Source organism: Azospirillum endophyticum (assembly GCF_016595245.1).
Lineage (GTDB): Bacteria > Pseudomonadota > Alphaproteobacteria > Azospirillales > Azospirillaceae > Azospirillum > Azospirillum endophyticum.
Window position 1 is genome coordinate 78,105 of the sequence record NZ_JAENHM010000030.1, and the last position, 25,798, is coordinate 103,902.

Consider the following 25,798-nt stretch of genomic DNA (forward strand, 5'->3'; position numbering starts at 1 on the left):
GCCGACAGGGAAGGGCGAGAACATGGCGCACCGTATCGACCGGGCCGAATATGCGGCCCTCTACGGCCCGACCACCGGCGACCGGGTCCGGCTGGCCGACACCGACCTGATCGTGGAGGTCGAGCGCGACCACACCGTCTATGGCGAGGAGGTGAAGTTCGGCGGCGGCAAGGTGATCCGCGACGGCATGGGGCAATCCCAGCGCTCGCGCCACCAGGGTGCGGTCGACACCGTCATCACCAACGCGCTGATCATCGACCATTGGGGCATCGTCAAGGCCGATATTGGCATCACCGGCGGACGCATCGCCGCCATCGGCAAGGCCGGCAACCCCGACATCCAGCCCGGCGTCGACATCATCGTCGGTCCCGGTACCGAGGTGATCGCGGGCGAGGGCAAGATCGTCACCGCCGGCGGCATCGACGCCCACATCCATTTCATCTGCCCGCAGCAGGTCGACGAGGCGCTGAACAGCGGCGTCACCACCATGCTGGGCGGCGGCACCGGTCCGGCCGCCGGCACCTCGGCCACCACCTGCACCCCCGGTCCCTGGCATATGGAGCGGATGCTTCAGGCCGCCGAAGGGCTGCCGATCAACCTGGGCTTCTTCGGCAAGGGCAACACCAGCCGCCCCGACGCACTGCTGGAGCAGATCGCCGCCGGTGCCTGCGGCCTGAAGCTGCATGAGGATTGGGGCACCACGCCGGATGCCATCGACACCTGCCTGACGGTGGCCGACCAGCTCGACGTCCAGGTGGCGATCCACACCGACACGCTGAACGAATCGGGCTTCGTCGAGGACACCATCGCGGCGTTCAAGGGTCGCACCATCCACACCTTCCACACCGAAGGGGCGGGCGGCGGCCATGCGCCGGACATCATCCGGGTGGCCAGCCTCGGCAACGTCCTGCCCAGCTCGACCAACCCGACGCGCCCCTTCACCATCAACACGGTGGACGAGCATCTCGACATGCTGATGGTGTGCCACCACCTCAGCCCGCGCATTCCCGAGGACGTCGCCTTCGCCGAAAGCCGCATCCGGCGCGAGACCATCGCGGCCGAGGACATCCTGCACGATCTGGGCGTCTTCTCCATGATCTCGTCGGACAGCCAGGCGATGGGCCGGCTGGGCGAGGTGGTGATCCGCACCTGGCAGACCGCCCACAAGATGAAGCTCCAGCGCGGCCGGCTGCCGCAGGAGACCGGCGACAACGACAATTTCCGGGTCAAGCGCTACATCGCCAAATACACCATCAACCCGGCGCTGTCGCACGGCATCGGCCATGTCGTCGGCTCGGTCGAGGTCGGCAAGCTGGCCGATCTGGTGGTGTGGTCGCCGGCCTTCTTCGGAGTGAAGCCGGACATGGTGATCAAGTGCGGCACCATCGCCACGGCGTTGATGGGCGATCCCAACGCGTCGATCCCGACGCCGCAGCCGGTGCATTACCGCCCGATGTTCGGCGCCTTCGGCCGCTCGCTCCAGGCCAGCAGCGTCACCTTCGTCAGCGCCAAGGCGATGGAACTGGAGGTCGGGCGCCAGCTCGGCCTGCACCGCGAACTGATCGCCGTCCAGGGCACCCGCACCGTCGGCAAGAAGCACATGATCCACAACGACGCCACCCCGCACATCGAGGTCGACCCGGAGACCTACGAGGTGCGGGCGGACGGACAGCTGCTGACCTGCGAACCGGCGGAAATCCTGCCGATGGCGCAGCGCTATTTCCTGTTCTGAGCCGTTTTATCTTCCCCTCCCCCGCCCAGCGGGGGAGGGTTAGGGTGGGGGCAAGTGGCGCGGTCCGTCTTCGGCTGCGCCGAACCCCCTCATCCCAACCTTCTCCCCAGGGGGGAGAAGGAGATTCAAGCAAGGTTTCGTCGGTGATCGGTGTATTCGATTCAGGACATGGCGGATTGACCGTGCTGCGCGCCCTGGTGGATGCGGCACCCGACCGTCCCTTCGTCTATCTCGGCGACCATGCCGCCGCGCCCTACGGCCCGCGCAGCGAGGACGACATCTACCGGCTGACCGTGGCCGGGATGGATCGGCTGTTCGCGCAGGGCTGCCGGCTGATCGTCATCGCCTGCAACACGGCCGCGGCCGTCGCACTGCGCCGGCTGCAGCAGGAATGGCTGCCGTCGGCCCATCCCGGCCGCAACGTGCTGGGCGTGCTGGTGCCGATGGTGGAGGCGATCACCCGCGTTCCCTGGATGATCGACACCGTGCCGCCCGACCATCTGGCCGAGCCGCGCAGCGTCGGCATCTTCGCCACTGCGGCAACCGTCAATTCGGGCTCCTTCCCGCGGGAGATCGGCAAACGCGCCCCTGCCGTGCGTGTCGTCCAGCAGGCCTGTCCCGACCTCGTGCCGCTGATCGAGCGCGGCGCGTCGGACGACGAGATCGAACCGGCGGTCGCCGACTATGCCCGCGTCCTGCTCGACAAGATGGGCAGCCAGCCGTTGGACGCCGTGGTGCTGGGCTGCACCCACTATCCGCTGGTCCGCCACCTGTTCGCCCGCTCCCTGCCACCGGGGGTGGAGGTGCTGTGCCAGCCGACGCTGACCGCCCGCTCGCTGGAGCAGTATCTCGACCGTCATCCCGAATACCGCCCGGAACCAAGCGAGCGTGGCCTGCGCTTCTTCACCACCGGGGACGCGGCGCTGGTCAGCGACCTGGCCGGCCGCTTCTTCGGCCACCCGACCCCCTTCGAACGGCTTAGCTGATGACCGATTCCACCCGCCGCGCCACCCGGGTCCATGCCCGCGGCCATTGGGCCGCCGAACAGGCGGCCGGCACCGTGACGCTCGCCTTCGACGACCGCTTCCGCCGCCGCATGGCGATGACCGACGATGACGGCGGCGCCTTCCTGCTCGACCTGCCGCGGGCGGTCGCGCTCGACGACGGCGACGGGCTGGAACTGGGCGACGGCAGCTTCCTGCGGGTGGTCGCCGCCCCGGAGGACCTGATGGAAGTCCGCGTGCCCGGCCCTGTGGAAGCCTTCGCCCGCGTCGCCTGGCATCTCGGCAACCGTCACCTGCCGGTGCAGATCGTCGGCGACACCATCCGCCTGCGCCGCGACCATGTGATCGAGGACATGCTGCGCGGGCTGGGCGCCGAGGTGCGCGACGTGCAGGCGCCCTTCATGCCGGAAGGCGGTGCCTATGGCGGGCATTCGCATGGCGGCGGGCATGGGCATTCGCACTGACGTGGATAACGGCGTTTCCACCCACGCCCTGACGCGCCTGCTGGCGTGGCTGTCGCCCGGCTTTCCGGTCGGCGGCTTCTCCTACAGCCATGGGATCGAGGCGGCGGTGGAGCAGGGGCTGGTGCGGGACCGGGCGACGCTGATCGTCTGGCTCGACGGCATCCTGCGCCATGGCGCCGGACGGACCGACGGCATGCTGTTCGCCGCCGCCCATCGCGCCGTGCTGGCCGGGGACGAGGTTGCCTTCGCCTGGGCGGTGGAGCGGGCCGACATCCTGCGCGCCTCCGCCGAGACCGCGCTCGAATCGCGGGCGCAGGGGCAGGCCTTCCTGCTGGCGATCCGCGCCGCATGGCCGCTCGACGGGCTGGCGCGCTGGGATGCGGTGATCGCCGCCACCGGACGGCCGGTCGCCTACGCGGTGGCGGTGGCGCTGGCGGCATCTCTGATCGGCGTGGCGGAGGGGCCGGCGCTGACCGCCTACCTCCATGCCTTCGCCGCCAATCTGGTGTCGGCCGGCGTCCGGCTGGTGCCGCTGGGCCAGACCGACGGGCAGCGGGCGCTGGCCGCCCTCGATCCCATCACCCACCGGGCGGCGGAGACGGCGCTGGCCGCCCCGCTCGACGATCTCGGCGGCCGGGCGATGGCCGTCGACTGGACCTCGATGATCCACGAAACCCAATATACGAGGCTGTTCCGCTCATGAGCGCTCTCCCCGCTATCGAAAAGAGCCACGCCGGTCCGCTTCGCGTCGGCATCGGCGGCCCCGTCGGCTCCGGCAAGACCGCGCTGACCGACGCGCTGTGCAAGCGCATGCGCGAGGATTGGGAGGTCGCGGCGATCACCAACGACATCTACACCAAGGAGGATGCGGAGTTCCTCACCCGCTCCGGCGCGCTGAAGCCGGAACGGATCATGGGGGTGGAGACCGGCGGCTGCCCGCACACCGCGATCCGCGAGGACGCCTCGATCAACCTCGCCGCCGTCGACCAGATGAACGCCAAGTTCCCCGACCTCGACCTGATCTTCATCGAATCGGGCGGCGACAACCTCGCGGCCACCTTCTCGCCGGAACTGGCGGACCTCACCATCTACGTCATCGACGTGTCGGCCGGCGACAAGATCCCGCGCAAGGGCGGGCCGGGCATCACCCGCTCCGACCTGCTGGTCATCAACAAGACCGACCTCGCCCCGATGGTCGGCGCCAGCCTGGAGGTGATGGACCGCGACGCCCGCAAGATGCGCGGCGACCGTCCCTTCGTCTTCGCCAACGTCAAGGCGGGCGAGGGTGTCGACGCCATCCAGTCCTTCATCGTCCAGCGCGGTGGATTGCCTCTTCCAGGCTGAAGACTCGCAGGGCCCTTCGGGAACCTCCGGCTTGACCATGCTGTTCATGCAGCATGAGACGACTGAAGCCGGAGGATGCCCTGATGAAGCGCCCCACCCTTGGCACGGCCCTGCTGCTGGCCGCGCTGAGCCCCCTGTCCATCGCCGCGCCCGCATTGGCGGCCGACGACTGCGCGGCGGGACTTGACCGGTTGGGCCAGCAGGCGGCGGCTCTCGAAGCTGCCGCGCCGGGCTCCCCCGCTCCGGTGACCCAGCAGGAAACCGCGCAGCTCCGCGCCCTGCAGCAGGCGGCACAGGCTGCGGCCCAGAAGGGCAACGCCCCCGCCTGCCAGGCGATCCTGGGCGAGGCGGCGGCCTTGCAGGATTCCATCGTCCATCCGCGCGCCATCGCCGCAGACGATCTTGAGAATGCCAAGCTGCGCAGCCCCGACGGCAAGGATCTCGGCAGCATCTCCGAACTCATCATCGATCCCGGCACCGGCCGCGTCGCCTATGCGGTGGTCGAGCTGGGCGGCTTCCTCGGTATCGGCGAGGCCGACTTCGCGGTTCCGTGGGCGCTGTTCACCCCGTCGGGCGACGGCTATGTCCTGAACGTCCCGAAGGACAAGCTGACCAACGCCCCGCGTTTCGACGACAAGAACCGCCCGAACATGAACGACCGTCAATGGGCGATGGCGGTGCACACCTATTACGGGGTCGCCCCCTATTGGATGCGCGATTCGGCGACGCTGGCCGCCATCGCCGGGTCCACGGGCGGCGGCGATGCCCCGGCCGCTCCGCTGCGCCAGGAGGTGCAGCGCCTGTCCCAGGAGGTGGCGCGGCTGAACCAGGAATTGCTGCAGGCGCGCGGTGCCGCGGGCTCCAGCGGGTCGGCGACGGGCGGCGGAACGGGGCAGGGCGGCGCGCCGAAGACTGCGCCGGACACCGCTCCACAGGCACCGTCCGGGAACACCAACCCCCAGCCGCCGGTTTCCCAACAGTGACGCGATAACGATCCGATGGCGGGCGATCCCCCACCGGGACCCGCATTCAGGAGGACCGACATGGAACTCTCTTCAATCACCGACACGGCCCGGCGCAATCTGCGCGGCCTCAACGACCGCCTTCGCGGTTCCAATGGGGCTCCCGGCGGCAGCTACGGCATCAATGTCGGCCACAACGAACGGCTGGCTTCGCTGGCCGGCGGCGTGGCTCTGGCGGTGCTGGGCCTGCGCCGGCCCAATTGGACCGGTGCCGCGATGGCGCTGGCCGGCGGCGCCCTGGTGGCACGCGGCCTGACCGGCTATTGCCCCGGCAAGGCCATGCTGTCCGACTGGTCGCACAACGACAGGGCGGCCATTCCGGCCCAGGATGTCGAGCACGGCATCGACCTCTATTCCCGCCATCCCGGCGACATCTACAAGGAGGCTTGCGAGGAGGAGATCGTCGACGAAGCCTCGCAGGAATCCTTCCCGGCCAGCGACCCACCCTCCTTCACGCCCGGTGTCGCCCGTTGAGAAAGCGGGCAGCCTAGGCGGTGTTTCTCCATAACGGAACTGTCATCAAGAAACGGCCTGCCAGTCCAATGCTGGCAGGCCGTCTTTGATATGGATCAATGAAAGATCAGGAATGGACGTGACTTCGGCTTTTACTGACTATTTATGAGGCAATGCTGCGCGTTGATTGAGATGCATACGCGAATTGCTCCGATCGCGCATTGCGAAGCTGGGGTGATTGGTCTATGGTGCACTGCACAAGGGGCGCTGCGTACCTTTCGGCGAATGACCGCCATGGTTGAGGTCGCTCCTTTCGTCACATCGACCGCAGGACAGTCCGCCATGACCACGATCATTCCCGCCGCCGCCACCCTCGAAGGCAAGAAGGGGCTCGTCCTCGGCATCGCCAACGACCAGTCGATCGCCTGGGGCTGCGCCCGCGCCTTCCGCGCGTTGGGTGCCGACCTTGCGGTCAGCTATCTGAACGACAAGGCCAAGAGGTTCGTCGAGCCGCTGGCCCAGCAGCTGGAGGCCGAGATCTTCGAACCGGTGGACGTCACCGGCGAAGGCGAGCTGAAGGCCATGTTCGACAAGATCGGCGAGAAGTGGGGCAAGCTCGACTTCGCGCTCCACAGCATCGCCTTCGCCCCCAAGGAGGATCTGCACGGCCGGGTCGTCGACTGCTCGCGCGAAGGGTTCCAGCAGGCGATGGATGTCTCCTGCCATTCCTTCATCCGCATGGCGAAGTATGCGGAGCCGCTGATGAAGGACGGCGGATCGCTGTTCACCATGTCCTATTTCGGTGCCAACCGCGTCATCGACAATTACGGCGTGATGGGACCGGTCAAGGCCGCGCTCGAGGCCAGCGTGCGTTACCTCGCGGCCGAACTCGGCCCGAAGGGCATCCGTGTCCATGCCATCTCGCCCGGCCCGATCAAGACCCGTGCCGCCTCCGGCATCGCCCATTTCGACGAGTTGATGAACAAGGCCGCCGAGCGTGCGCCGGAAGGCCGTCTGGTCACCATTGAGGAGGTCGGCTACACCACCGCCTTCCTCGCCACCGATGGTGCCAAGGGCATCACCGGCGACACCACTTATGTCGATTGCGGTTATTCCATCGTCGGCTAACTCCTGGAGGATCCAGGGTTGCGAACGGGGACGGGTGCGGCGACGCATCCGGCCCCGTTGCGTTTCGGCCCGTCCCTCCGATGCGTCAAACAGGTGCGTCAAATTGCCGTGTGACGCCGCCGGCTGTTCAGGCTGGGCGGCGAGACCATCCATAATCCCTCGAACGGAGTGCCGGCAAAGGGGGAGGCCGCAAGGTCATGGGCGCCATCACATGGCGACGGCAGTTGAGCGTCGGTCAGCCGGCCATCGACGACGATCACAAACACCTGATCGATTATCTGAACGAACTGGACGGAGCACTGGCCGCTCCGCGGTTCCAGCCGGCGCGCGTCGCCAAGATCCTGATCAAGCTGCTGGAATACACCAAGGAGCATTTTGCCCGCGAAGAACGGATCATGCAGATCGTGCATTACCCGAAATTCGAGGAGCATGCCGCCATGCACCGCGCGGCGGTCCAGAAGGTCAGCGAACTGTCCAACCGCTTCGCCGGCGAACCCACCCACGAGAACGCCGAGAAGCTTTACAAATTCACCGCCGATTGGCTGGTCCGCCACATCATCCTGATGGACACGCAGCTGACGCCCTACGTTCGCGGTGTCTGGGCGTGACGGAGAACGGGGCGGCCCCTTACCCCACGAACTCCGCCGTCCGATAGCCTTGGGCATAGAGCAGAGCGGTCAGGTCGCCATGATCGACGCGGGCGCGGGCTTCGGCGGCGACCACCGCCTTGGCATGGAAGGCGACGCCCAGACCTGCCGCCAGCAGCATCGGCAGGTCGTTGGCCCCGTCGCCGACGGCCATGGTCTCCGCCACCGGCACGCGATGCTCGCCGGCATAGGCTGTCAGCGCCTGCAGCTTGCTGTCCTTGTCCAGAATCGGCTCGATCACCTTGCCGGTCATCACGCCGTCGATCACTTCCAACTCGTTGCCACGGTCGTCGTCGAAGCCGATCCAGCTGCGCACCCGGCCGGTGAAGCAGCGGAACCCACCCGACACCAGGACGCAGACGGCGCCGTTGGCGCGCATGGTGCCGACCAGCTGGGCCGCACCCGGCATCAGGGTGGCGCGCTGCCACACCTCGTCGATCACGGCTTCCTTCAGGCCCTTCAGCAAGGCGACCCGCTCGCGTACGGCGTCCTTGAAGTCGATCTCGCCGTTCATCGCCCGGGCGGTGATGGCGGCGATGTGGTCCTTCAGCCCGACATAGTCGCCCAACTCGTCCAGCATCTCCTGCTCGATGATCGTCGACTCCATGTCGGCGACCAGCAGCCGCTTGCGCCGTGCCGCCGCCGGCTGGGCGACGACGTCGAGCGCGGCGCCGTTCAGGGCGTGGCGGATCGCCGCCTCCGCCTGTTCGGGTGCGAGGTTGCCGAAGGGCAGGTCGCAGGCGGTGCCCGGCGCCAGCCAGTCCGGTGCCCCGGCATCGGCGCCCAGCGCCACCAGCGCCGCCTTGGCGGTCTGGACGGCGGACTCGTCGAGCGTGGCGGTGCGGGGGGCGATCAGCGTGGCGACGGCGTTCATCGGCGGGTATCCCGAGGAAAAGAGGGCCTTTGCGCGCTGCCTACCACAGGCGGCGGACGCGGTCCAACGAAGCTTCGGCGTCGGCGTGCGGATGGGTGTTGCAATGCCGGCGTAGGGACGCCATGGAAGGGGGATGGAACTGGCTCGATGGACTTTGTTCCCTCTCCCCCCGGGGAGAGGGGGACTTGAGGTGGGGAGCCTGTGATGTCCGGACTGACAGATGTCATCGTCATCGGCGGTCCGACGGCGTCGGGCAAGTCGGGGCTGGCGCTCGCCGTCGCCGAGGCGTTCGGCGGTACCGTCATCAATGCCGACAGCATGCAGCTCTACGCCGATCTGGACGTGCTGACCGCCCGGCCGCCGGTCGAAGATCTGGCGCGGGCGCCGCATCGGCTCTATGGCGTGCTGCCGGCGGCCGAGCGCGGGTCTGCGGCCCGCTGGCGCGAAATGGCGCTGGCGGAGATCGCCGCCGCCAAGGCAGACGGGCGACTTCCGGTGGTGGTCGGCGGCACCGGCCTCTATCTCCGCGCCCTGATGCAGGGCTTGAGCGAGGTTCCGGCCACCCCGGACGAGCTGCGCGCCGCCGCCCATGCCCGGCTGGCGACCATCGGTGGCGAGGCCTTCCGGGCCGAACTGGTCGCCCGCGATCCGGCGTCGGCCAAGCTGAACCCCGGCGACACCACCCGCCTGACCCGCGCCTGGGAGGTGCTTGAGGCCACCGGCCAACCGCTGTCCCACTGGCAGAGCCTGACCGCCCAAGGGGCGCCCGCGGATTTGCGCTTCACCATCCTGGTGCTCGACCCGCCGCGCGCCGATCTCTACGCCCAGTGCGACAGGCGCTTCCAAGTGATGATGGAGCAGGGGGCGCTGGAGGAAGTGCGGCGGCTCGATGCCCTGGCCCGCGATCAGCAGCTCGCCCCCGACCTTCCGGTGCTGAAGGCATTGGGCGTGCCGGAACTGCGTCGCGCCCTGGGCGGCGAAGTTCCACTCGACGAGGCCATTGCGCTGGCCCAGCAATCGACCCGCCGCTACGCCAAACGGCAGGTGACGTGGTTCCGGCATCAGATTGTTGGCAAATCATCCGATTTGCTGGTAAGTCATACAGGACAGCATAGCTGCCATACCATCGATTCGCCTTGTTCGCCTGCGGTACGAAATGCAATGCTCGACCGCCTGAGAACGATACTAAATTACTGATCCGAAGGAGAAGCACCGTGTCGGTTGATTGGGGTCATGTGTTCGCCGGCCGCGTGGGCGGCATGACGGCGTCCGAAATCCGGGAACTGCTGAAGCTGATCGACCGTCCGGAGATCATCTCCTTCGCCGGCGGCATTCCCGACCCGGATCTGTTCCCCAGCTCCGCCATCGCCCGCGCCTACGAGAAGATCTTCCAGTCCAATGCCGGCGCCGGCGCCGCCCTGCAATACTCCATCACCGAAGGCTACACGCCGCTGCGGGAGTGGATCTGCGACTATATGGGCGGCAAGGGCGTCACCGTCGGCCTGGACGGCGTTCTGATCACCAACGGCTCGCAGCAGGTGCTGGAGTTCGTCGGCAAGCTGCTGATCGGCCCCGGCGACAAGATCGTGGTGACCCGCCCGACCTATCTCGGCGCGCTGCAGGCCTTCTCGCCCTACGAGCCGACCTATCTCTCCATTCCGATGGACGAGGAAGGGCCGGAGATGACGGCGCTGACCGAGGCGCTGGCGCAGCAGCCGAAGTTCTTCTATCTCGTCCCCGATTTCCAGAATCCCAACGGCACCACGGTGACGCTGGCCCGCCGGCACGCCATCCTGGACGCCTGCGACGCGGCCGGCGTGCCGGTGATCGAGGACACCGCCTATTGCGAGCTGCGCTACGACGGCGACCATCTGCCGCTGATGGCGGCCCTGGATTGCGAGCGCAACGGCGGCAAGCTGACCAATGTCATCTTCGGCGGCACCTTCTCCAAGACGATGGTGCCGGCGATGCGCGTCGGCTGGGTCAACGCGGCGCCCGAGGTGGTGAACCGGCTGGTCCTGATGAAGCAGGCCGCCGACCTGCATGCCAGCACGATCAACCAGATCGTCATGCACGATGTCGTCTCGCAGATCTTCGACAGCCACATCAAGCTGCTGCGCACCCAGTACAAGGAGCGCCGCGACGCCATGCTGGCGGCGCTGGAGGAGTTCGCCCCGCCGGGCGTCACCTGGACCAAGCCGGAAGGCGGCCTGTTCGTCTGGATCGAGGCGCCTGAAGGCGTTGACGGCACCGAACTGCTGGCCCGCGCCATCAAGGAGGCCAACGTCGCCTTCGTCCCCGGCTCGGCCTTCCACGCCGACCGGTCCGGCAAGAACACGCTGCGCCTAGCCTTCTCCGTCACCAAGCCGGCCCAGATCCGGGAGGGCATCCGCCGGCTGTGCGGGCTGCTGAAGACGGCCGCCTGACGGCTGCCGCCTTCCCCCCGTCGCGCCTTGCAAACGGCGGCCGCGCTTCGGTGTGGCCGCCGTTTGCATTTTCGGCGGAACCGACCGGCGCAGCGCCGATGTTGCAAAGCATGCGCGCAACATTTGGAAAAACTGCGGCAAAAAAACTTTGCGAACATTCGCAAAATGGGTTGACCCGCGACTGGAGTTTTGACTAATTTGCCGCTCCCGGCCACAGCCATCGGGGCTAAGCCGTTGTTCCGGCGGCATAGCCCGGCAGCCTTGGCCGGTGACAAGTCCAAGGAACCGGGTGCCTTAGAGGAGGCGCCCACATGAGAAGGTCGTGAGCGATGTCCGAACAGAAGCTGACCGGCGCCCAGATCGTCATCAAGGCCCTGAAGGATCAGGGCGTTGACATCATCTTCGGCTATCCCGGCGGCGCCGTACTTCCCATCTACGACGCACTGTTCCAGCAGAACGACCTCCGCCATGTCCTTGTACGCCACGAGCAGGCCGCGGTTCATGCGGCGGAGGGCTACGCGCGCTCGACCGGCAAGGTCGGCTGCGTGCTGGTGACCTCCGGCCCCGGCGCCACCAACGCGGTGACCGGCCTGCTGGACGCGCTGTGCGACAGCATCCCGCTGGTCTGCCTGTCGGGCCAGGTGCCGACCCACCTGATCGGCAACGACGCCTTCCAGGAAGCCGACACCACCGGCATCACCCGTCCCTGCACCAAGCACAATTACCTGGTGAAGGACGTCGACAATCTGGCCCGCACCCTGCACGAGGCCTTCTATGTCGCGCGCAGCGGGCGTCCGGGTCCGGTGCTGGTCGACATTCCGAAGGACGTGCAGTTCGCCGACGGCACCTATGTCCCGCCGGCGGAGGTCAAGCACAAGACCTACCGTCCGCAGGTGAAGGCGGAGTTGGCGCGCATCGAAGAGGCGGTGGAGCTGATCGCCAACGCCAAGCGGCCGGTCTTCTACACCGGTGGCGGCGTGATCAACGCCGGCCCCTTCGCGTCCAAGCTGCTGACCCAGTTCGTCAAGACCACCGGTTTCCCGATCACCTCGACCCTGATGGGCCTGGGCGCCTTCCCGGCCTCCGACACTCAGTGGCTGGGCATGCTCGGCATGCACGGCACGTACGAGGCGAATCTCGCCATGTACGAATGCGACGTCATGATCAACATCGGCGCCCGCTTCGACGATCGCGTGACCGGCAAGCTGTCGGCCTTCTCGCCGGGCTCCAAGAAGATCCACGTCGACATCGACCCCAGTTCGATCAACAAGAACGTCGCGGTCGACATCCCGATCGTCGGCGACTGCGGTGCCGTGCTGGAAGACATGCTGCGCATCTGGAAGGCGCGCGCCAAGTCGCCGGACAAGGCCGCGCTGAAGGAGTGGTGGGGGAAGATCGAAGGCTGGCGCGCCCGCAACTGCCTGAACTACAACCGCACCGAATCGGTCATCAAGCCGCAGTATGCGCTGGAGCGCCTGCGCGAGGCTCTGCGCGGCAAGGACCACTACATTACGACGGAGGTCGGCCAGCACCAGATGTGGGCCGCCCAGTTCCTGCCCTTCGACCAGCCGAACCGCTGGATGACCTCGGGCGGGCTCGGCACCATGGGCTACGGCCTGCCGGCCGCCATCGGCGCCCAACTGGCCCATCCCGACGCCATCGTCGTCGACGTGTCGGGCGAGGCCAGCTTCCTGATGAACATGCAGGAGATCGGCACCGCCGTGCAGTACCGTGCGCCGGTCAAGATCTTCATCCTGAACAACCAGTATATGGGCATGGTGCGCCAGTGGCAGGAGCTGCTGCATGGCTCGCGCTATTCCCAGAGCTATTCGGAAGCCCTGCCGGACTTCGTGAAGCTCGCGGAATCCTGGGGCTGCGTCGGCCTGCGCGCCACCACGGTGGCCGAGGTCGATCAGGTGATCGAGAAGATGCTGGCTGTCACCGACCGCCCCTGCATCATCGACATCGCCGTCGATCCGAGGGAGAACTGCTTCCCGATGATCCCGGGCGGCAAGGCCCACAACGAGATCCTGTTCGGTCCGGACGACAGCCCGTCCGACGCCACGCCGGAAGACGGCATGGTGCTGGTCTGATCGGCTGACGACGAACGAAGGGAAGGACGGGATCCATGGAAAACGCGATCGAAAAGCACACCATCGCCGTGCTGGTGGACAACGAGCCGGGCGTTCTCGCCCGCGTCATCGGGCTGTTCTCCGGCCGCGGCTACAACATCGAAAGCCTGACGGTGGCGGAGGTGAACAACGCCGACCATCTGTCGCGCATCACGCTGGTCACCTCCGGCACCCGGATGATCATCGAGCAGATCAAGGCGCAGCTCGGCCGGCTGGTTCCGGTCCATCGCGTCCATGACCTGACCGACGAAGGGCCGTCGGTGGAGCGCGAACTGGCGCTGGTCAAGGTTGCCGGTACCGGCGACAAGCGGATCGAGGCGCTGCGCCTCGCCGACATCTTCAAGGCCAAGGTGGTCGACGCCACCCTGACCAGCTTCATCTTCGAACTGACCGGCACGACGAGTCAGGTCGACGATTTCGTCGGCCTGATGACCCAACTCGGCCTCGTGGAGGCCAGCCGCACCGGCGTGGTCGCCATGTCGAAGGGACCGGCGGCGTTCTAAAAGCTTGCCCAAAACAGTTTTGGGTATTCTGCGCAAGATCGGAGCGGCAAAAACGCAAGGAAGCTTTGCATTTTGCTGCTCTATCGAGCGATTGTTTCTCTTGACGGGCGGCTTTGCTCAATGGAGTAATCCGCCGCAGGAAACGCACTCTGCCTTCGTTCGTTGCGAATTCAAGGAACCATCTCCATGCGCGTCTATTACGATCGTGATGCCGACGTCAACCTGATCAAGGGCAAGAAGGTCGTCATCGTCGGCTACGGCAGCCAGGGCCATGCCCACGCCCACAACCTGCGTGACAGCGGCGTGAAGGACGTGCGGATCGCGCTCCGCCCGGGTTCGGCCACCATCAAGAAGGCCGAGACCGCCGGCTTCCAGGTCATGACCCCGGCCGAAGCCGCCGCCTGGGCCGACGTCGTGATGGTTCTGACCCCGGACGAGCTGCAGGCCGACCTGTACCGTGACGATCTGGCCCCGAACATGAAGCAGGGCGCCGCTCTGGCCTTCGCGCACGGCCTGAACGTCCACTTCAGCCTGATCGAGCCGCGCGCCGATCTCGATGTGTTCATGATCGCGCCGAAGGGCCCCGGCCACACCGTGCGCAGCGAATACCAGCGTGGCGGCGGCGTGCCGTCGCTGGTCGCCGTGCACCAGAACGCCTCGGGCAACGCGCTGGACATCGCCCTGTCCTATGCCTCGGCCAATGGCGGCGGCCGCGCCGGCATCATTGAGACGACCTTCAAGGAAGAGTGCGAGACCGATCTGTTCGGTGAGCAGGCCGTGCTCTGCGGCGGCCTGACCGAGCTGATCCGCGCCGGCTACGAGACGCTGGTCGAGGCGGGCTACGCCCCCGAGATGGCTTATTTCGAGTGCCTGCATGAAGTGAAGCTGATCGTCGACCTGATGTATGAGGGCGGCATGGCCAACATGCGCTACTCGATCTCCAACACGGCCGAATACGGCGACTACCGCACCGGCCCGCGCATCATCACGTCCGAGACCAAGGCCGAGATGAAGCGCGTCCTGACCGACATCCAGGAAGGCCGCTTCGTCCGCGACTGGATGCTGGAATGCAAGGCCGGCCAGCCGTCCTTCAAGGCCATCCGCCGCCGCAACGCCGAGCATGAGATCGAGAAGGTCGGCGAGAAGCTGCGCGCCATGATGCCGTGGATCGCCGAGCGCCGCTTGGTCGACAAGTCCAAGAACTGATCGGGCGAAAGCCGGGCCGACAGGTCCGGCCGGAAAGTCAGGGTGGTTCGTCGGAAAGCGCGCCTCTTCGGAGGCGCGTTTTTCTTTGGTGCGCTTCCGAGGCCGCCCGGCCTTGCGGGAGGTCCCGCCGCGATCCGGGTCATAACGAACGACGCGAAGCGCGACTGCGGCAGGGTAGCCTTCGGCCGGAAGGACTTTGCGGATCGCCGAGGCGGGCCATCACGCTCATGCTGCGTGGCGTGGCAGGGAATGCTCCTCTCGGATCGCATCGAAAGAGGGGCCGCATAAACCCGATCCCGGCCTCATTCTCCCGCCTGTGCCAGGAAATCCGCCGTCACCCGGTCCATCGTCGCCAGATGGGTGTGGAACCAGTCGGGGAAATGCTCGGTGACATACCGGCGGGCACGGTCCTCCTTGCCCTCCTCCAATTCCGCTTCCATGGTCGCCACCACGGTCAGGACCCGGGCGTGCTCGTCCTTGTGGCAATGCAGGGCGAAGAAGCCATGCTGGGTCATCAACGCATTCTCGCGGGCGAAATGCTCGCGCAGATGCTTGGCGAACGCGATGAAAGGGGCCTGGAGTTCGCCGGCCGGCGCGTCGCAGGCCGCCTTCAGCAGGGCCAGGGAATCGGCGTGGTCGCGGTCCATGACCGCATAGCCAAGGATGGGGAGATCGGCGGCCGGGCAGGCTTGGGCGGCGGCGGGCGTGGTGATCGCAAGCATGATGATCGCTTCCCGAAATGAAGATGGCCTTCGGAGACGACGCTCCGAAGGCCACCATACCCGTACGGCGATCATGGTCTCTTGACGGTGGTCAAGACACCCGGCAAGGGACCCGACAAGGAACCCCGATGTCAGCCCTTCGCCTCACTGGCCTCCAACTCGTCGATGAAGCCGCGGATGACGCCGAGCCCCTTCTGCCAGAAGGCCGGATCGGAGGCGTCGAGGCCGAAGGGCGCCAGCAGCTCCTTGTGGCGCAGCGTGCCGCCGGCCGACAGCATCGCCAGATACTTCTCGGCGAAGCCCTGCTCGGCATCCTGATAGACCGCGTAGAGCGAGTTCACCAGGCAATCGCCGAAGGCATAGGCGTAGACGTAGAAAGGCGAGTGGATGAAGTGGGGGATGTAGGACCAGTAATGCCGGTACCCCTCGTCGAAGCGCAACGCCGGGCCGAGGCTCTCGGTCTGCACCGCCATCCAGATCTCGCCGATCCGGTCCGGCGTCAGTTCGCCCTCGCGGCGCTCGGTGTGGACGCGGCGTTCGAAGTCGAAGAAGGCGATCTGCCGCACCACCGTGTTCAGCATGTCCTCGACCTTGCCGGCCAGCATGATGCGGCGGCGCTTCGGGTCGGTCTCGGCCGCCAGCAGGGCGCGGAAGGTCAGCATCTCGCCGAACACCGACGCGGTCTCCGCCAGCGTCAGCGGGGTGTCGGACAGGAAATGACCCTGTTTGCCGGCGAGGATCTGGTGGACGCCATGCCCAAGCTCATGGGCCAGCGTCATCACGTCGCGTGTCTTGCCCTGGTAGTTGACCAGCAGATAGGGGTGGACGCTGGGCACGGTCGGATGGGCGAAGGCGCCCGGCGCCTTGCCGGGGCGGACCGGCGCGTCGATCCACGGATTGTCGAAGAAGCGCTTGCCCAGGCTGGCGAGGTCCGGCGAGAAGCGTCCGTAGGCGCCGAGCACGATGTCGCGCGCCTCGTCCCACGGGATGCTGCGGTCGGCATCCTCCGGCAGCGGGGCGTTGCGGTCCCAGTAGTCGAGATGGTCCTGGCCGAACCACTTGGCCTTCATCGCGTAATAGCGGTGAGACAGGTCCGGATAGGCACCCTTGACGGCGGACACCAGCGCGTCGACCACCTCGTCCTCGACCCGGTTGGACAGGTTGCGAGCGGAGGTCGGCGTCGGGTAGTTGCGCCACTCGTCCTCGATCTCCTTGTCCTTGGCCAGGGTGTTGGTGACCAGCGCGAACAGCCGCGCATTCTCTCCCAGCACCTTGCCGACCACCTCGCCGGCCTCGCGGCGGATGGCGGGGTTGCGGTCGGACAGCCGGTTCAGCGCCTCCGCACAGGTGAGTTCCTTGACGCCATTCGGCCCGCCCATCGGGAAGCGCAGGCTGGCGATGGTCTCGTCGAACAGGCGGTTCCAGGCGGCCCGGCCGACGACATGCTTTTCGTGCAGCAGCCGCTCGAGCTCGTCGGAAAGCTGGTGCTCGCGGTAGAGACGGACGTCGCGCAGCCAGGGCTCGTAGTGGCGCAGGGCCGCCGATGCCTTCTGCTTGGTCGCCAGATCCTTTTCGTCCAGCCGGTTGATCTCCAGCGTGAAGAAGATCAGGTGGGCGGAGATGTCGTTCACCCGCTCCTGCGCCGATTGATAGAACTTGGCGATGGCCGGATCGACCATGTTGCCGTTGTAGACCAGCCCGGCAAAGGACATGACGCGCGACAGCGTCTCGTCGATGTCCTCATACTGGCGGATCGCCGCGGCCAGGTCGTCGCCGCTCAGCGCCGCCAGCTTGCCGGCATAGCGCTCGCGGAAGGCCTTGCACTCCCGCTCCATGCGGTCGAGGTCGGCTTTCAGTTCGGCGGAGTCGGTGCCGGGGTAGAGGTCGCCCAGGTCCCAGGTGGGAAGCGCGCCCAGATCGGGGGTGTCGTTTGCGGCCGTGGCGGCGCTGCTGGTCATCGAGTCCCTCCAGAGATTTGTCGAATCCATATAAGCGCGCACGCGGCGCGGGCAAAGTCCTCATCGCCTTCATCTGGCCGACGGGCTTTCCGCGCTCCCATCCTCGCGCTCGTCCCCGTCGGCCGCATGCAACGCCTGGCGTCCGGCGCGCAGGACCGCGCGTGACAATTCCGCCAGCGCGGCGCCGGAGATCCTGCTCTGCTGCCAATACAGCGGCACGTCCAGCGGCCGGCCGGGCAGCAGTTCGACCAGACGGCCGGCCGCCAGATGGTCGGCCACCAGCGGGTCGGGGTTCATTCCCCATCCCAACCCGGCCAATGCCCCGTCGACGAAGGCATGGGTGGACGGCAGCCAATGGGTCGGTGGAGTCGGGATTCGCGCCGGATCCGGATCGCTCAGCACCAGGCGCAGCCACTGGATCTGCAGCCGGTCCTTTCGATTGAAGGTCAGGCAGGGTGCGCCCGCCAGGCTCTCGGCCGTTACCCCGTCGGCGAAATGGCGTCGCATGTAACCGGGGCTGGCGGTGGCACGGTAGCGGAGCGCGCCCAGCGGGTGGCTGTTGCAGCCGGGCACCGGTGCCGCGCTGGCGGTGACGGCAGCCAGCACCTCGCCCTTCCGCAGCCACTCGGCGCTGTGGTCCTGGTCGTCCAGAACAAGATCGAACAGGCAGCTGGGCACCTCCGCCATGGCCGCGACGAACCATGTGGCGAGGCTGTCGGCATTCACCGCGATTCGCAGCGTGACCGGCCCATCCGCCGGACTGAGGCCGGGCAGGGTGCCGCGTAGCTCGCTTTCCAGCAGGACCACCTGTTCCACATGCTGGCACAGGCGCTGGCCGGCGGCGGTGCCGGTGCAGGGCTGTCCGCGGACCACCAGGACGGTGCCCAGCCGCTCCTCCAGCAGCTTGACGCGCTGCGACACCGCCGACGGGGTGACGTGCAACTGCCTGGCTGCCCGCTCGAAACTGCCGGTGCGGATCACGGCGGCCAGGGCCGCCAGCAGCGGATAGTCCAACATGGATTAGCCCCGCTTCATCGGAGGAAGGAGGATTAAGTATGGCAAAAGTATGCCCGGTGCTAGCGGATTGGCACCCGCCGATTTCGGAGCCGCCATGATGCCCGACCTTTCCTCCGCCGCCCAATTGCCCGCCTTTCTCCCGGGGCTGTTCCTGGGATTCAGCCTGATTGTCGCCATCGGGGCGCAGAATGCCTTCGTGCTGCGCCAGGGCTTGCGCAACGAGCATGTGCTGGCGATCTGCGCCACCTGCGCTCTTTCCGACGCCGTGTTGATTTTGGTGGGGGTGAGCGGCTTTGCCACCGCCGGAGCGCGCTGGCCGTGGCTGGAACCCCTGATGCGCTACGCCGGCGCGGCCTTCCTGCTGGTCTACGGCCTGCGCAGCGCCCGATCCGCTTGGCATGGCGGAAGCGGCCTGGCCCCAGCGGATCGGGAATCGGGCGGACTGCTGCCGGCGCTGCTGACCTGTCTGGCGCTCACCTGGCTGAACCCGCATGTCTATCTGGATACGGTGGTGCTGGTCGGATCCGTCTCCGCCCGCTTCGCCGAGGCGCGGGGCGCCTTCGCCCTGGGAGCGATGACGGCCTCCGTCCTGTTCTTCTTCGCGCTCGGTTACGGCGCTCGCCTGCTGCGGCCTCTATTCGCAAGGCCCGTCGCATGGCGGGTGATGGACGGCGTCATCGCCCTGGTGATGTGGGGGATCGCGGCCGGCCTGCTGGCGGGTTAGGGGCGGGCGAACAGCTCCTCGTCGTCGCAGAACAGGAGCGACCGGTGGAGCGCCGTTCCCGCAATCGTGCCGGCTCCCACGGCCAGCGCCACCGATCCCGCCGCCCGGGCCGCGTCGCCGCACGCGAAGACGCCGGGAACGCTGGTCTCCTGCGTCGCGTCGGTCCGGATATAGGCACCGAGCGGCCCGTCTTCGTTCAGGCAACCGAGCTGTGCGGCGAGCGGGCTGGCGACCCGGCTTTTCGGCAGCACGAACAGGCCAGCGAAGGACAGCGTGCGCCCGTCGGCAAGCGCGACCTCCGCCGGATCGCCGCCGATCCCGGCGATGTGTTCCGCTTCGACGGCGACCCCGCGCCTGGCGAGATGGGCCGACTGGTCGGCATCGGGCTCGAAGGCACCGTTCAGCAGCAGCGTCGTCGGCCCCCAGTCCGGCAGCATCAGCGCATGGTGCATCGACTGCCCGGACACGGCGACGACGCCGATCCGGCCCTGCATCAGCTCATAGCCGTGGCAGTAGGGACAATGGAAGACCGAACGTCCCCAGCGCTCCGCCAGGCCGGGGATCGCCGGCAGGTCGTCGATCACGCCGACGGCGAGCAGCAGCCGCCGCCCTGCGTGGACGCGACCATCGGCATCGGTAACGCGGAAGCCCTTGTCCGTCCGCTCGGCACCTTCGGCCCGCCCGGTTTCCCAGGTGACGGTGGGATAGCGCATCAGCTGGTCCCGTGCCTCTGCGGCGATGTCTCCCGGCGGGCGGCCGTCCTGGCCGAGGAAGCCGTGGGAGTGCTGGGCGAAGCGGTTGCGCCGGATGCCCTCGTCGATCACCAGCACCCGGCGCCGCGCGCGGGCCAGCTGCAGGGCTGCGGCGATGCCGGCATAGCTGCCGCCGACGATGATCGCGTCATAGCTCATCGTTTCACGTCCTTATCATCGGGTTTGCCCGAGGAGATCACCCCTCCATCGGTCACGAAACAACATAAGTTACGTGAGCTGCCGAGGTCAACGTGTCATGTAACTCGTGAAGTGTCCTGACTTGAGCAGGCCATGCGATGGAGCGATGATCGCCAATGAGACCGGACAGCCGCCTGTCACGCATGCTGCATGTGCTCATCCACATGGATCGTCACGATGGCGCACTGACCTCGGAAGCGATCGCCGTCATGCTGAACACCAATGCGGTGGTCATCCGCCGGACGATGGCCGGACTGCGGGATGCCGGCTATGTCCGGTCGGAGAAGGGCCATGGCGGCGGCTGGCGGCTGGCATGCCCCCTGGACGGGATCACGCTGCTCGACATCCACCGGGCGCTCGGCGAACCGACGGTCTTCGCCATCGGGCCGACCGACGACGATCCGCGCTGCCTGGTGGAGCAAGCGGTCAATGCCGCCTTGGCCGACGCCCTGCGGGAGGCGGAGGCGGTGCTGGTCCGCCGTCTCGGCATGGTGACCCTGGCCGATCTCGCCGCCGACTTCGACAGACGGTTCACATTGTCGGGAAACCGTGGGGCCTAATCCGCCCCCTGCGCCCCGGCGTCCTGGGCGCGGCGGATCGCCGCCTCCACGCATTGCAGGTGCAGCTTCTTGCGGGCGAGCTGCCGGGCGCGGCGCTCCTCCAGGTCGGTGGTCGCCATCGCTTCGATGGCGCAGCCGCGCCAGCCATTGGCGTCCAGGGCGCGGGCGACCTCGGCATAGCCGAAATAGCCCTTTTCCGGCTGCTCCCAGGGCGAACGGAAATCGGCCCGGCGCAGGACGAAGCGGTTGGACTGGCTGCCGCCGCCCAGGTTGGTGAGGCGGGCCACGATCAGGCGCTCGCCGTTGCCATGAACGACGGTCAGGATCGGACGAATTCCGGTGATGGGTGGATCGACGGCCATGTTCCATGCATAACGGTCCAGGGGCGTCCTGACCAGAGCGTCGCTGATCGCGCCGCCGCACGCTCCATCTCCCGCCCGAACGGAGAAATGCCGATGCGCCCCTTCCTGCACCGTCTCCCGAGCCCGGCGCCCGCCGCCCTTGCGCTCCTGCTGCTGACCGGCCCGGCCGCGGCCCAGCTGGCACCTGCCCGGACGGCGCCGCCGCTGGTATGCGAAGCCTATGCGGCCGGGCCGATGATCGAGGCGCAGCTGTTCTTCGGCCGCAACATCGGCAACCAGCTTGGCGTCAGCGACCGCGACTGGGCAGATTTCCTGGATGGTGAGGTCACGCCGCGCTTTCCCAACGGACTGACCGTCACCGACGCCTCCGGCCATTGGCGCGATGCCCAGACCGGCCGCCTGGTGCGGGAGCCCAGCAAAATCCTCACGCTGCTGGCCGACGGCGATCCGGCCACGCTGGGTCTCATCCGTGAAATCGTCGAGATGTACAAGGAGCGATTCCACCAGCAGTCGGTCGGACTGGCCATTCGGCCGGTGTGCGTTTCCTTCTGATCCCGCGGCGGCATCCCCGGTCCATTCCCGGTTTCGGAACACGGTTTCACGAATGGGGAATGCGACAGCTCGCCGCACCCCCGACCTTCTGACATTTGCCTGCACTTATGCTTTTGTCGCAGATTGTGGAGGCGGCGAAGCGGATCGTTTCGCTGCCGAGAGGAAATGCGCACCGAATAGTACCAAAATAGAATGAGGGACGCCCTGCCATGAGCCCGAACGCCAGCACCACGACCGCAGAGCTTTTCGACCGGATGCATGCCCGCTCCCTGTCCGACCCGGACGGATTTTGGGCGGAAGCGGCGAAGGACATCTCCTGGTACAAGCCGTGGGACAAAGTGCTGGACGACGGGAGCGCGCCCTTCTACCGCTGGTTCACCGGCGGCGAGCTGAACACCTGCTACAATGCGGTGGACCGCCATGTGGAAGGCGGGCGCGGGGCCCAGGCGGCGATCATCTACGACAGCCCGGTCACCGGGACGGTCCAGACCATCACCTATGCCGAGTTGCAGGATCAGGTCGCCCGCTTCGCCGGCGCGCTGCGCGCCCAGGGCGTGGAGAAGGGCGACCGCGTCCTGCTCTACATGCCGATGATCCCGCAGTCGCTCGTCGCCATGCTGGCCTGCGCCCGGCTGGGCGCCGTGCATTCGGTGGTGTTCGGCGGCTTCGCTCCGCACGAGTTGGCGACTCGCATCGACGATGCCAAGCCGAAGGCCATCGTCTCGGCCTCCTGCGGCATCGAGCCGAACCGCATCGTCAAGTACAAGCCGATGCTGGACGCCGCCATCGAGCAGTCGTCCCACAAGCCGGCGAGCATCATCATCTGGCAGCGTCCGCAGGAGACGGCGACGCTGATCGCCGGCCGCGACGTCGATTGGGCCGAGGCGGCGGAACGGGCCGAGCCGGCGGAATGCGTGGCGGTGAAGGCGACCGATCCGCTCTATATCCTCTATACCTCCGGCACGACCGGCCAGCCCAAGGGCGTGGTGCGCGACAACGGCGGCCATGCGGTGGCGCTGCGCTGGACCATGACCAACATCTACGGCGTCAAGCCGGGCGAGGTCTATTGGGCGGCGTCGGACGTGGGATGGGTCGTCGGCCACTCCTACATCGTCTATGCGCCGCTGCTGACCGGCTGCACCACCGTGGTGTTCGAAGGCAAGCCGGTCGGCACCCCCGATCCCGGCACCTTCTGGCGGGTGATCGAACAGCACAAGGTCGGAACCCTGTTCACCGCCCCCACCGCCTTCCGCGCCATCAAGCGCGAGGATCCCGACGCCAATTTCCTGAAGAAATACGACCTGTCGCATTTCCGTGCCCTGTTCCTGGCCGGCGAGCGGTCGGATCCCGACACGCTGCATTGGGCCGAGGACAATCTGAAGGTCCCGGTCATCGACCACTGGTGGCAGACCGAGACCGGCTGGGCGATCTCCGGCAACCCGCTGGGCGTTCACCTGTTCCCGATCAAATACGGCTCCGCCACCCGCCCGATGCCGGGCTGGGACGTGCGGGTGCTGAATGCCGAACTGAAGGAAGTCCCGCGCGGCGACATCGGCGCCATCTGCGTCAAGCTGCCGCTGCCTCCGGGCACGCTGCCGACGCTGTGGAACGCCGACGAGCGCTTCAAGAAATCCTACCTCGCCGATTACCCCGGCTATTACCAGACCGGCGATGCCGGCTTCATCGACGATGACGGCTATGTCTATGTCATGGCCCGCACCGACGACATCATCAACGTCGCCGGCCACCGCCTGTCCACCGGCGCCATGGAAGAGGTGCTGTCGAGCCACAAGGACGTCGCCGAATGCGCGGTGATCGGGGTGGCGGACGACCTGAAGGGGCAGGTGCCGCTGGGTTTCGTCTGCCTCAAGGCCGGCGTCACCCGCCCGCATGAGGAGATCGTCCGGGAAGTGGTCCAGCTGGTGCGCGAACAGATCGGCCCGGTCGCCGACTTCAAGCGCGCGCTGGTGGTCGATCGTCTGCCCAAGACCCGCTCCGGCAAGATCCTGCGCGGCACCATGCAGAAGATCGCCGACAGCCAGGACTACAAGATGCCGGCGACCATCGACGACCCGGGCATCCTGCCGGAGATCGCCGACGCGCTGAAGACGCTGGGCTACGCCACGTCCAGCAGCCTGCCGGCCTGATCGGGCCGGCGGGGAGGGGGGCTTCGTGCCTCCCTTCCCGGCCCCGCGCCGGGGATCAGCCGGAGACGACCGACAGGTTTTCCGGTTCCTCGCTGCCGAGATCCAGCAGCGGCAGGAAACTCGCCGGCTCCTGCGCGCCCGACAGCGCGTAGCGGCGGTTGAAGATGTAGCAGGGCACCGCCTGCAACCCCATCTGGCGGGCCAGCGTGTCGGCGGCGAGGACGGAGGCCGATTCGGCGTCGGTGGTCAACTGCCGCCGAGTCTCGGCGAAATCCAATCCCAGCCCGGCGGCGACGCTGGCCAGCGCATCCGGATCGCCGATGTCCACGCCTTCGACGAAATAAGCGGCGAAAAGCGCGTCGGCCATGGCGTTGCCCAGCCCCTGGCGGCCGGCGATGCGGACCAGCCGGTGGGCGTCGAAGCTGTTGGGCGTGCGCTGGATATGGTCGAGTGCCAGCGGCAGGCCGTCACGCGCCGCCGTATCCTCGACCACCCGGTGGATCTGCCGTGCCCGTTCCGCCCCGCCGAACTTGGCGGCGAGATAGTCGTCGCGGGACATGCCGCCGCGGGGCATGTCCGGGTTCAGCTGGAACGGCTGCCAGCGGATTTCCGGGCGCAGGTTGGGTCGCTGCGCCAGCGCCCGGTCGAGCCGGCGCTTGCCGATGTAGCACCAGGGGCAGATCAGGTCGGCGAAGGTTTCGATCAGCATCCCGCCACTATCGGCGAGCCCCCATCGCGGAGCAACCGCTTCTTCCGTGCGGCAAATCCCCTGTCCCCCTCTCCGCGGCGTTCCGCAACCGTTTGTTAACCGAGTTGGCCCGACAGTCCGTGATGGCTCCGCCCGTATCGATGCGGCCGGCGGACAGATCCCGGTGGGCGATTCCCGATGAGCAATTCTTACGTCGACGGCAAGGTGCGCGAAGCGATCCTGGCGGCCAAGGGCAGCCGGATGAACGCGCAGAAGATCCTGATGGGCTGGGCCGTCGAGGATCCCGATCTGCTGCGCGGGATCGCCCAGCCCTTCCTGAAGGCCATCGCCGCCGCCGCCATCGAACGTGCCGGCCGTCCGCCGAGCAGCAGGCCGGCCGCGCGCCCCGCCGCAACCGGCGGCACAGGGGGAGGGCGCCCCTCCGCGTCCGGCCTCAGCCGGGATGCGCTTGAAAATCTGCTGAACCAGCTCGGCCGCGAGCCGGACGAACCCGCTCCGCAGCGCGCCGCGCCCACCGGCAAGGCCGCCGGCCCCGGGGCGGGCAAGGGCGCCACCATCCACAATGCGCCGGCCGGCGGGCCGAATCATGAAAAGGCGATGATGGCGATCGCCAAGGCCTTCGTGGCGAAGAAGGTGCGCTGACCGGTGTCAGGACCCGCTGTTGGCGGCATAAGGCGCGGCGTCGTCGAACCAGCCCCTCTTGCGCGGCACGATCCGGACGTCCGGTGGCGGGCTCGCCAATGCGGTGTTGCCGTTGCGGTAGGGGTCCGGGATGTGGTGGCACTCGACATCCGCCAGCGTGCGGTAGCAATAGAGGCGCGACCGGTCGACCTCCACCTTGTCCGGGCAATAATCGCCATCCCTCTCGAAGCTGAGGATCGAGCAATCACGCCCGGTGGCCGCGGAGACGATATGGTCGCCGATGGTCTTCTTGGTGGCGTTCAGCGTCACGACATCCGCCCCGGCCGCCGCCAGCCCGAGCGGGGAGGTGCAGCCGGCCAGCGCCATCACCGGAACCACCAGTGAAACGGCGATCCAGCCGCGCTTCGATACAGTTCGCGTCGCGCCCATGCCCGCGCCCACCATCCAGCAGTTCCGGTTCCTATGCACGCATCGCCCCCGATACCGCACAGTGCACGCGAGTGCGGTTAAAAAGCGGTGA

The 25,798-nt window shown here is 67.4% G+C and carries 27 protein-coding genes; 19 read left to right on the forward strand and 8 right to left on the reverse strand.

Annotated features, from left to right (window positions below; translation table 11 throughout):
* The first annotated feature begins 22 nt into the window (after positions 1-22).
* The 9 genes from ureC to JHL17_RS09805 all read left to right on the forward strand — a co-directional run bounded on the left by ureC (position 23) and on the right by JHL17_RS09805 (position 7,755).
* The gene (gene ureC, locus JHL17_RS09765; RefSeq protein WP_200192520.1) at positions 23-1,732 is read left to right on the forward strand and encodes an urease subunit alpha; all 1,710 of its coding nucleotides are present in this window, start codon (positions 23-25) and stop codon (positions 1,730-1,732) included.
* Between the two features lie 143 nt (positions 1,733-1,875).
* A complete protein-coding gene (gene murI / locus JHL17_RS09770; protein ID WP_200192522.1) occupies positions 1,876-2,718 on the forward strand; it encodes a glutamate racemase in 843 nt (280 codons plus the stop codon).
* Entirely contained in the window at positions 2,718-3,200 is a 483-nt protein-coding gene (ureE, locus tag JHL17_RS09775; protein WP_200192524.1) for an urease accessory protein UreE, read from the forward strand. The genes murI and ureE overlap by 1 nt, the downstream gene beginning before the upstream one ends.
* Positions 3,184-3,903 (forward strand): urease accessory protein UreF, encoded by a 720-nt coding sequence (locus JHL17_RS09780; protein ID WP_247893435.1) that lies wholly within the window; start codon positions 3,184-3,186, stop codon positions 3,901-3,903. Before ureE ends, JHL17_RS09780 begins: the two co-directional genes overlap by 17 nt.
* On the forward strand, positions 3,900-4,544 hold the full coding sequence (gene ureG / locus JHL17_RS09785; RefSeq protein ID WP_200192527.1) for an urease accessory protein UreG: 645 nt from the start codon (positions 3,900-3,902) through the stop codon (positions 4,542-4,544). Before JHL17_RS09780 ends, ureG begins: the two co-directional genes overlap by 4 nt.
* An 83-nt stretch (positions 4,545-4,627) precedes the next feature.
* Positions 4,628-5,527, forward strand: a complete 900-nt coding sequence (locus tag JHL17_RS09790) for a PRC-barrel domain-containing protein (protein WP_200192530.1) — start codon at positions 4,628-4,630, stop codon at positions 5,525-5,527.
* Positions 5,528-5,587: 60 nt separating this feature from the next.
* Complete coding sequence (locus tag JHL17_RS09795) at positions 5,588-6,040, forward strand: YgaP family membrane protein (RefSeq protein WP_200192532.1); 453 nt, start codon at positions 5,588-5,590, stop codon at positions 6,038-6,040.
* A gap of 321 nt (positions 6,041-6,361) precedes the next feature.
* Entirely contained in the window at positions 6,362-7,147 is a 786-nt protein-coding gene (gene fabI / locus JHL17_RS09800; protein WP_200192534.1) for an enoyl-ACP reductase FabI, read from the forward strand.
* 197 nt (positions 7,148-7,344) lie between these two features.
* Complete coding sequence (locus tag JHL17_RS09805) at positions 7,345-7,755, forward strand: bacteriohemerythrin (RefSeq protein ID WP_200192536.1); 411 nt, start codon at positions 7,345-7,347, stop codon at positions 7,753-7,755.
* A gap of 19 nt (positions 7,756-7,774) precedes the next feature.
* Here JHL17_RS09805 and serB read toward each other — a convergent pair whose 3' ends face one another.
* On the reverse strand, positions 7,775-8,668 hold the full coding sequence (gene serB / locus JHL17_RS09810; protein ID WP_200192538.1) for a phosphoserine phosphatase SerB: 894 nt from the start codon (positions 8,666-8,668) through the stop codon (positions 7,775-7,777).
* Between the two features lie 204 nt (positions 8,669-8,872).
* Between serB and miaA the strand changes: the two genes are divergently transcribed.
* The 5 genes from miaA (at position 8,873) to ilvC (ending at position 14,935) form a co-directional block, all read left to right on the forward strand.
* Positions 8,873-9,865: a tRNA (adenosine(37)-N6)-dimethylallyltransferase MiaA gene (miaA, locus tag JHL17_RS09815; RefSeq protein WP_200192540.1), complete on the forward strand. Its 993-nt coding sequence runs from the start codon at positions 8,873-8,875 to the stop codon at positions 9,863-9,865.
* A 17-nt stretch (positions 9,866-9,882) separates the two neighbouring features.
* Entirely contained in the window at positions 9,883-11,094 is a 1,212-nt protein-coding gene (locus JHL17_RS09820; RefSeq protein WP_200192543.1) for an aminotransferase class I/II-fold pyridoxal phosphate-dependent enzyme, read from the forward strand.
* A 329-nt stretch (positions 11,095-11,423) separates the two neighbouring features.
* Complete coding sequence (locus JHL17_RS09825) at positions 11,424-13,187, forward strand: acetolactate synthase 3 large subunit (RefSeq protein WP_200192545.1); 1,764 nt, start codon at positions 11,424-11,426, stop codon at positions 13,185-13,187.
* Positions 13,188-13,222: 35 nt separating this feature from the next.
* Positions 13,223-13,729 carry an acetolactate synthase small subunit gene (ilvN, locus tag JHL17_RS09830; RefSeq protein WP_200192547.1) on the forward strand — a complete coding sequence of 169 codons (507 nt, stop codon included), beginning with the start codon at positions 13,223-13,225 and terminating at the stop codon, positions 13,727-13,729.
* 186 nt (positions 13,730-13,915) lie between these two features.
* Entirely contained in the window at positions 13,916-14,935 is a 1,020-nt protein-coding gene (gene ilvC, locus JHL17_RS09835) for a ketol-acid reductoisomerase (protein ID WP_200192549.1), read from the forward strand.
* A 302-nt stretch (positions 14,936-15,237) separates the two neighbouring features.
* Here ilvC and JHL17_RS09840 read toward each other — a convergent pair whose 3' ends face one another.
* The 3 genes from JHL17_RS09840 to JHL17_RS09850 all read right to left on the reverse strand — a co-directional run bounded on the left by JHL17_RS09840 (position 15,238) and on the right by JHL17_RS09850 (position 18,632).
* Complete coding sequence (locus tag JHL17_RS09840; RefSeq protein WP_200192551.1) at positions 15,238-15,657, reverse strand: bacteriohemerythrin; 420 nt, start codon at positions 15,655-15,657, stop codon at positions 15,238-15,240.
* A gap of 131 nt (positions 15,658-15,788) precedes the next feature.
* Positions 15,789-17,615 (reverse strand): M3 family oligoendopeptidase, encoded by a 1,827-nt coding sequence (locus tag JHL17_RS09845; RefSeq protein WP_200192553.1) that lies wholly within the window; start codon positions 17,613-17,615, stop codon positions 15,789-15,791.
* A gap of 69 nt (positions 17,616-17,684) precedes the next feature.
* Positions 17,685-18,632 (reverse strand): LysR family transcriptional regulator ArgP, encoded by a 948-nt coding sequence (locus JHL17_RS09850; RefSeq protein WP_200192555.1) that lies wholly within the window; start codon positions 18,630-18,632, stop codon positions 17,685-17,687.
* A gap of 94 nt (positions 18,633-18,726) precedes the next feature.
* Between JHL17_RS09850 and JHL17_RS09855 the strand changes: the two genes are divergently transcribed.
* Positions 18,727-19,356 carry a LysE/ArgO family amino acid transporter gene (locus JHL17_RS09855; RefSeq protein WP_247893436.1) on the forward strand — a complete coding sequence of 210 codons (630 nt, stop codon included), beginning with the start codon at positions 18,727-18,729 and terminating at the stop codon, positions 19,354-19,356.
* On the opposite strand, the gene JHL17_RS09860 is transcribed toward JHL17_RS09855, so the two are convergent.
* A complete protein-coding gene (locus JHL17_RS09860; RefSeq protein ID WP_200192557.1) occupies positions 19,353-20,267 on the reverse strand; it encodes an NAD(P)/FAD-dependent oxidoreductase in 915 nt (304 codons plus the stop codon). The genes JHL17_RS09855 and JHL17_RS09860 overlap by 4 nt on opposite strands.
* Positions 20,268-20,422: 155 nt before the next feature.
* On the opposite strand from JHL17_RS09860, the gene JHL17_RS09865 reads away from it, so the two are divergent.
* The gene (locus JHL17_RS09865; RefSeq protein ID WP_200192559.1) at positions 20,423-20,866 is read left to right on the forward strand and encodes an Rrf2 family transcriptional regulator; all 444 of its coding nucleotides are present in this window, start codon (positions 20,423-20,425) and stop codon (positions 20,864-20,866) included.
* On the opposite strand, the gene JHL17_RS09870 is transcribed toward JHL17_RS09865, so the two are convergent.
* A complete protein-coding gene (locus tag JHL17_RS09870; protein WP_200192561.1) occupies positions 20,863-21,228 on the reverse strand; it encodes a hypothetical protein in 366 nt (121 codons plus the stop codon). The genes JHL17_RS09865 and JHL17_RS09870 overlap by 4 nt on opposite strands.
* 93 nt (positions 21,229-21,321) lie before the next feature.
* Here JHL17_RS09870 and JHL17_RS09875 point away from each other — a divergent pair, with 93 nt between their 5' ends.
* Complete coding sequence (locus tag JHL17_RS09875) at positions 21,322-21,780, forward strand: DUF3574 domain-containing protein (protein WP_200192563.1); 459 nt, start codon at positions 21,322-21,324, stop codon at positions 21,778-21,780.
* Between the two features lie 209 nt (positions 21,781-21,989).
* The gene (locus JHL17_RS09880) at positions 21,990-23,927 is read left to right on the forward strand and encodes a propionyl-CoA synthetase (RefSeq protein ID WP_200192565.1); all 1,938 of its coding nucleotides are present in this window, start codon (positions 21,990-21,992) and stop codon (positions 23,925-23,927) included.
* Between the two features lie 55 nt (positions 23,928-23,982).
* On the opposite strand, the gene JHL17_RS09885 is transcribed toward JHL17_RS09880, so the two are convergent.
* The gene (locus tag JHL17_RS09885; RefSeq protein ID WP_200192567.1) at positions 23,983-24,636 is read right to left on the reverse strand and encodes a DsbA family oxidoreductase; all 654 of its coding nucleotides are present in this window, start codon (positions 24,634-24,636) and stop codon (positions 23,983-23,985) included.
* 177 nt (positions 24,637-24,813) lie between these two features.
* Between JHL17_RS09885 and JHL17_RS09890 the strand changes: the two genes are divergently transcribed.
* The gene (locus JHL17_RS09890; protein WP_200192569.1) at positions 24,814-25,278 is read left to right on the forward strand and encodes a hypothetical protein; all 465 of its coding nucleotides are present in this window, start codon (positions 24,814-24,816) and stop codon (positions 25,276-25,278) included.
* 6 nt (positions 25,279-25,284) lie between these two features.
* Here the strand turns inward: JHL17_RS09890 and JHL17_RS09895 are convergent, their stop codons facing one another.
* Positions 25,285-25,707: a hypothetical protein gene (locus JHL17_RS09895; protein ID WP_200192571.1), complete on the reverse strand. Its 423-nt coding sequence runs from the start codon at positions 25,705-25,707 to the stop codon at positions 25,285-25,287.
* Positions 25,708-25,798: the final 91 nt, after the last annotated feature.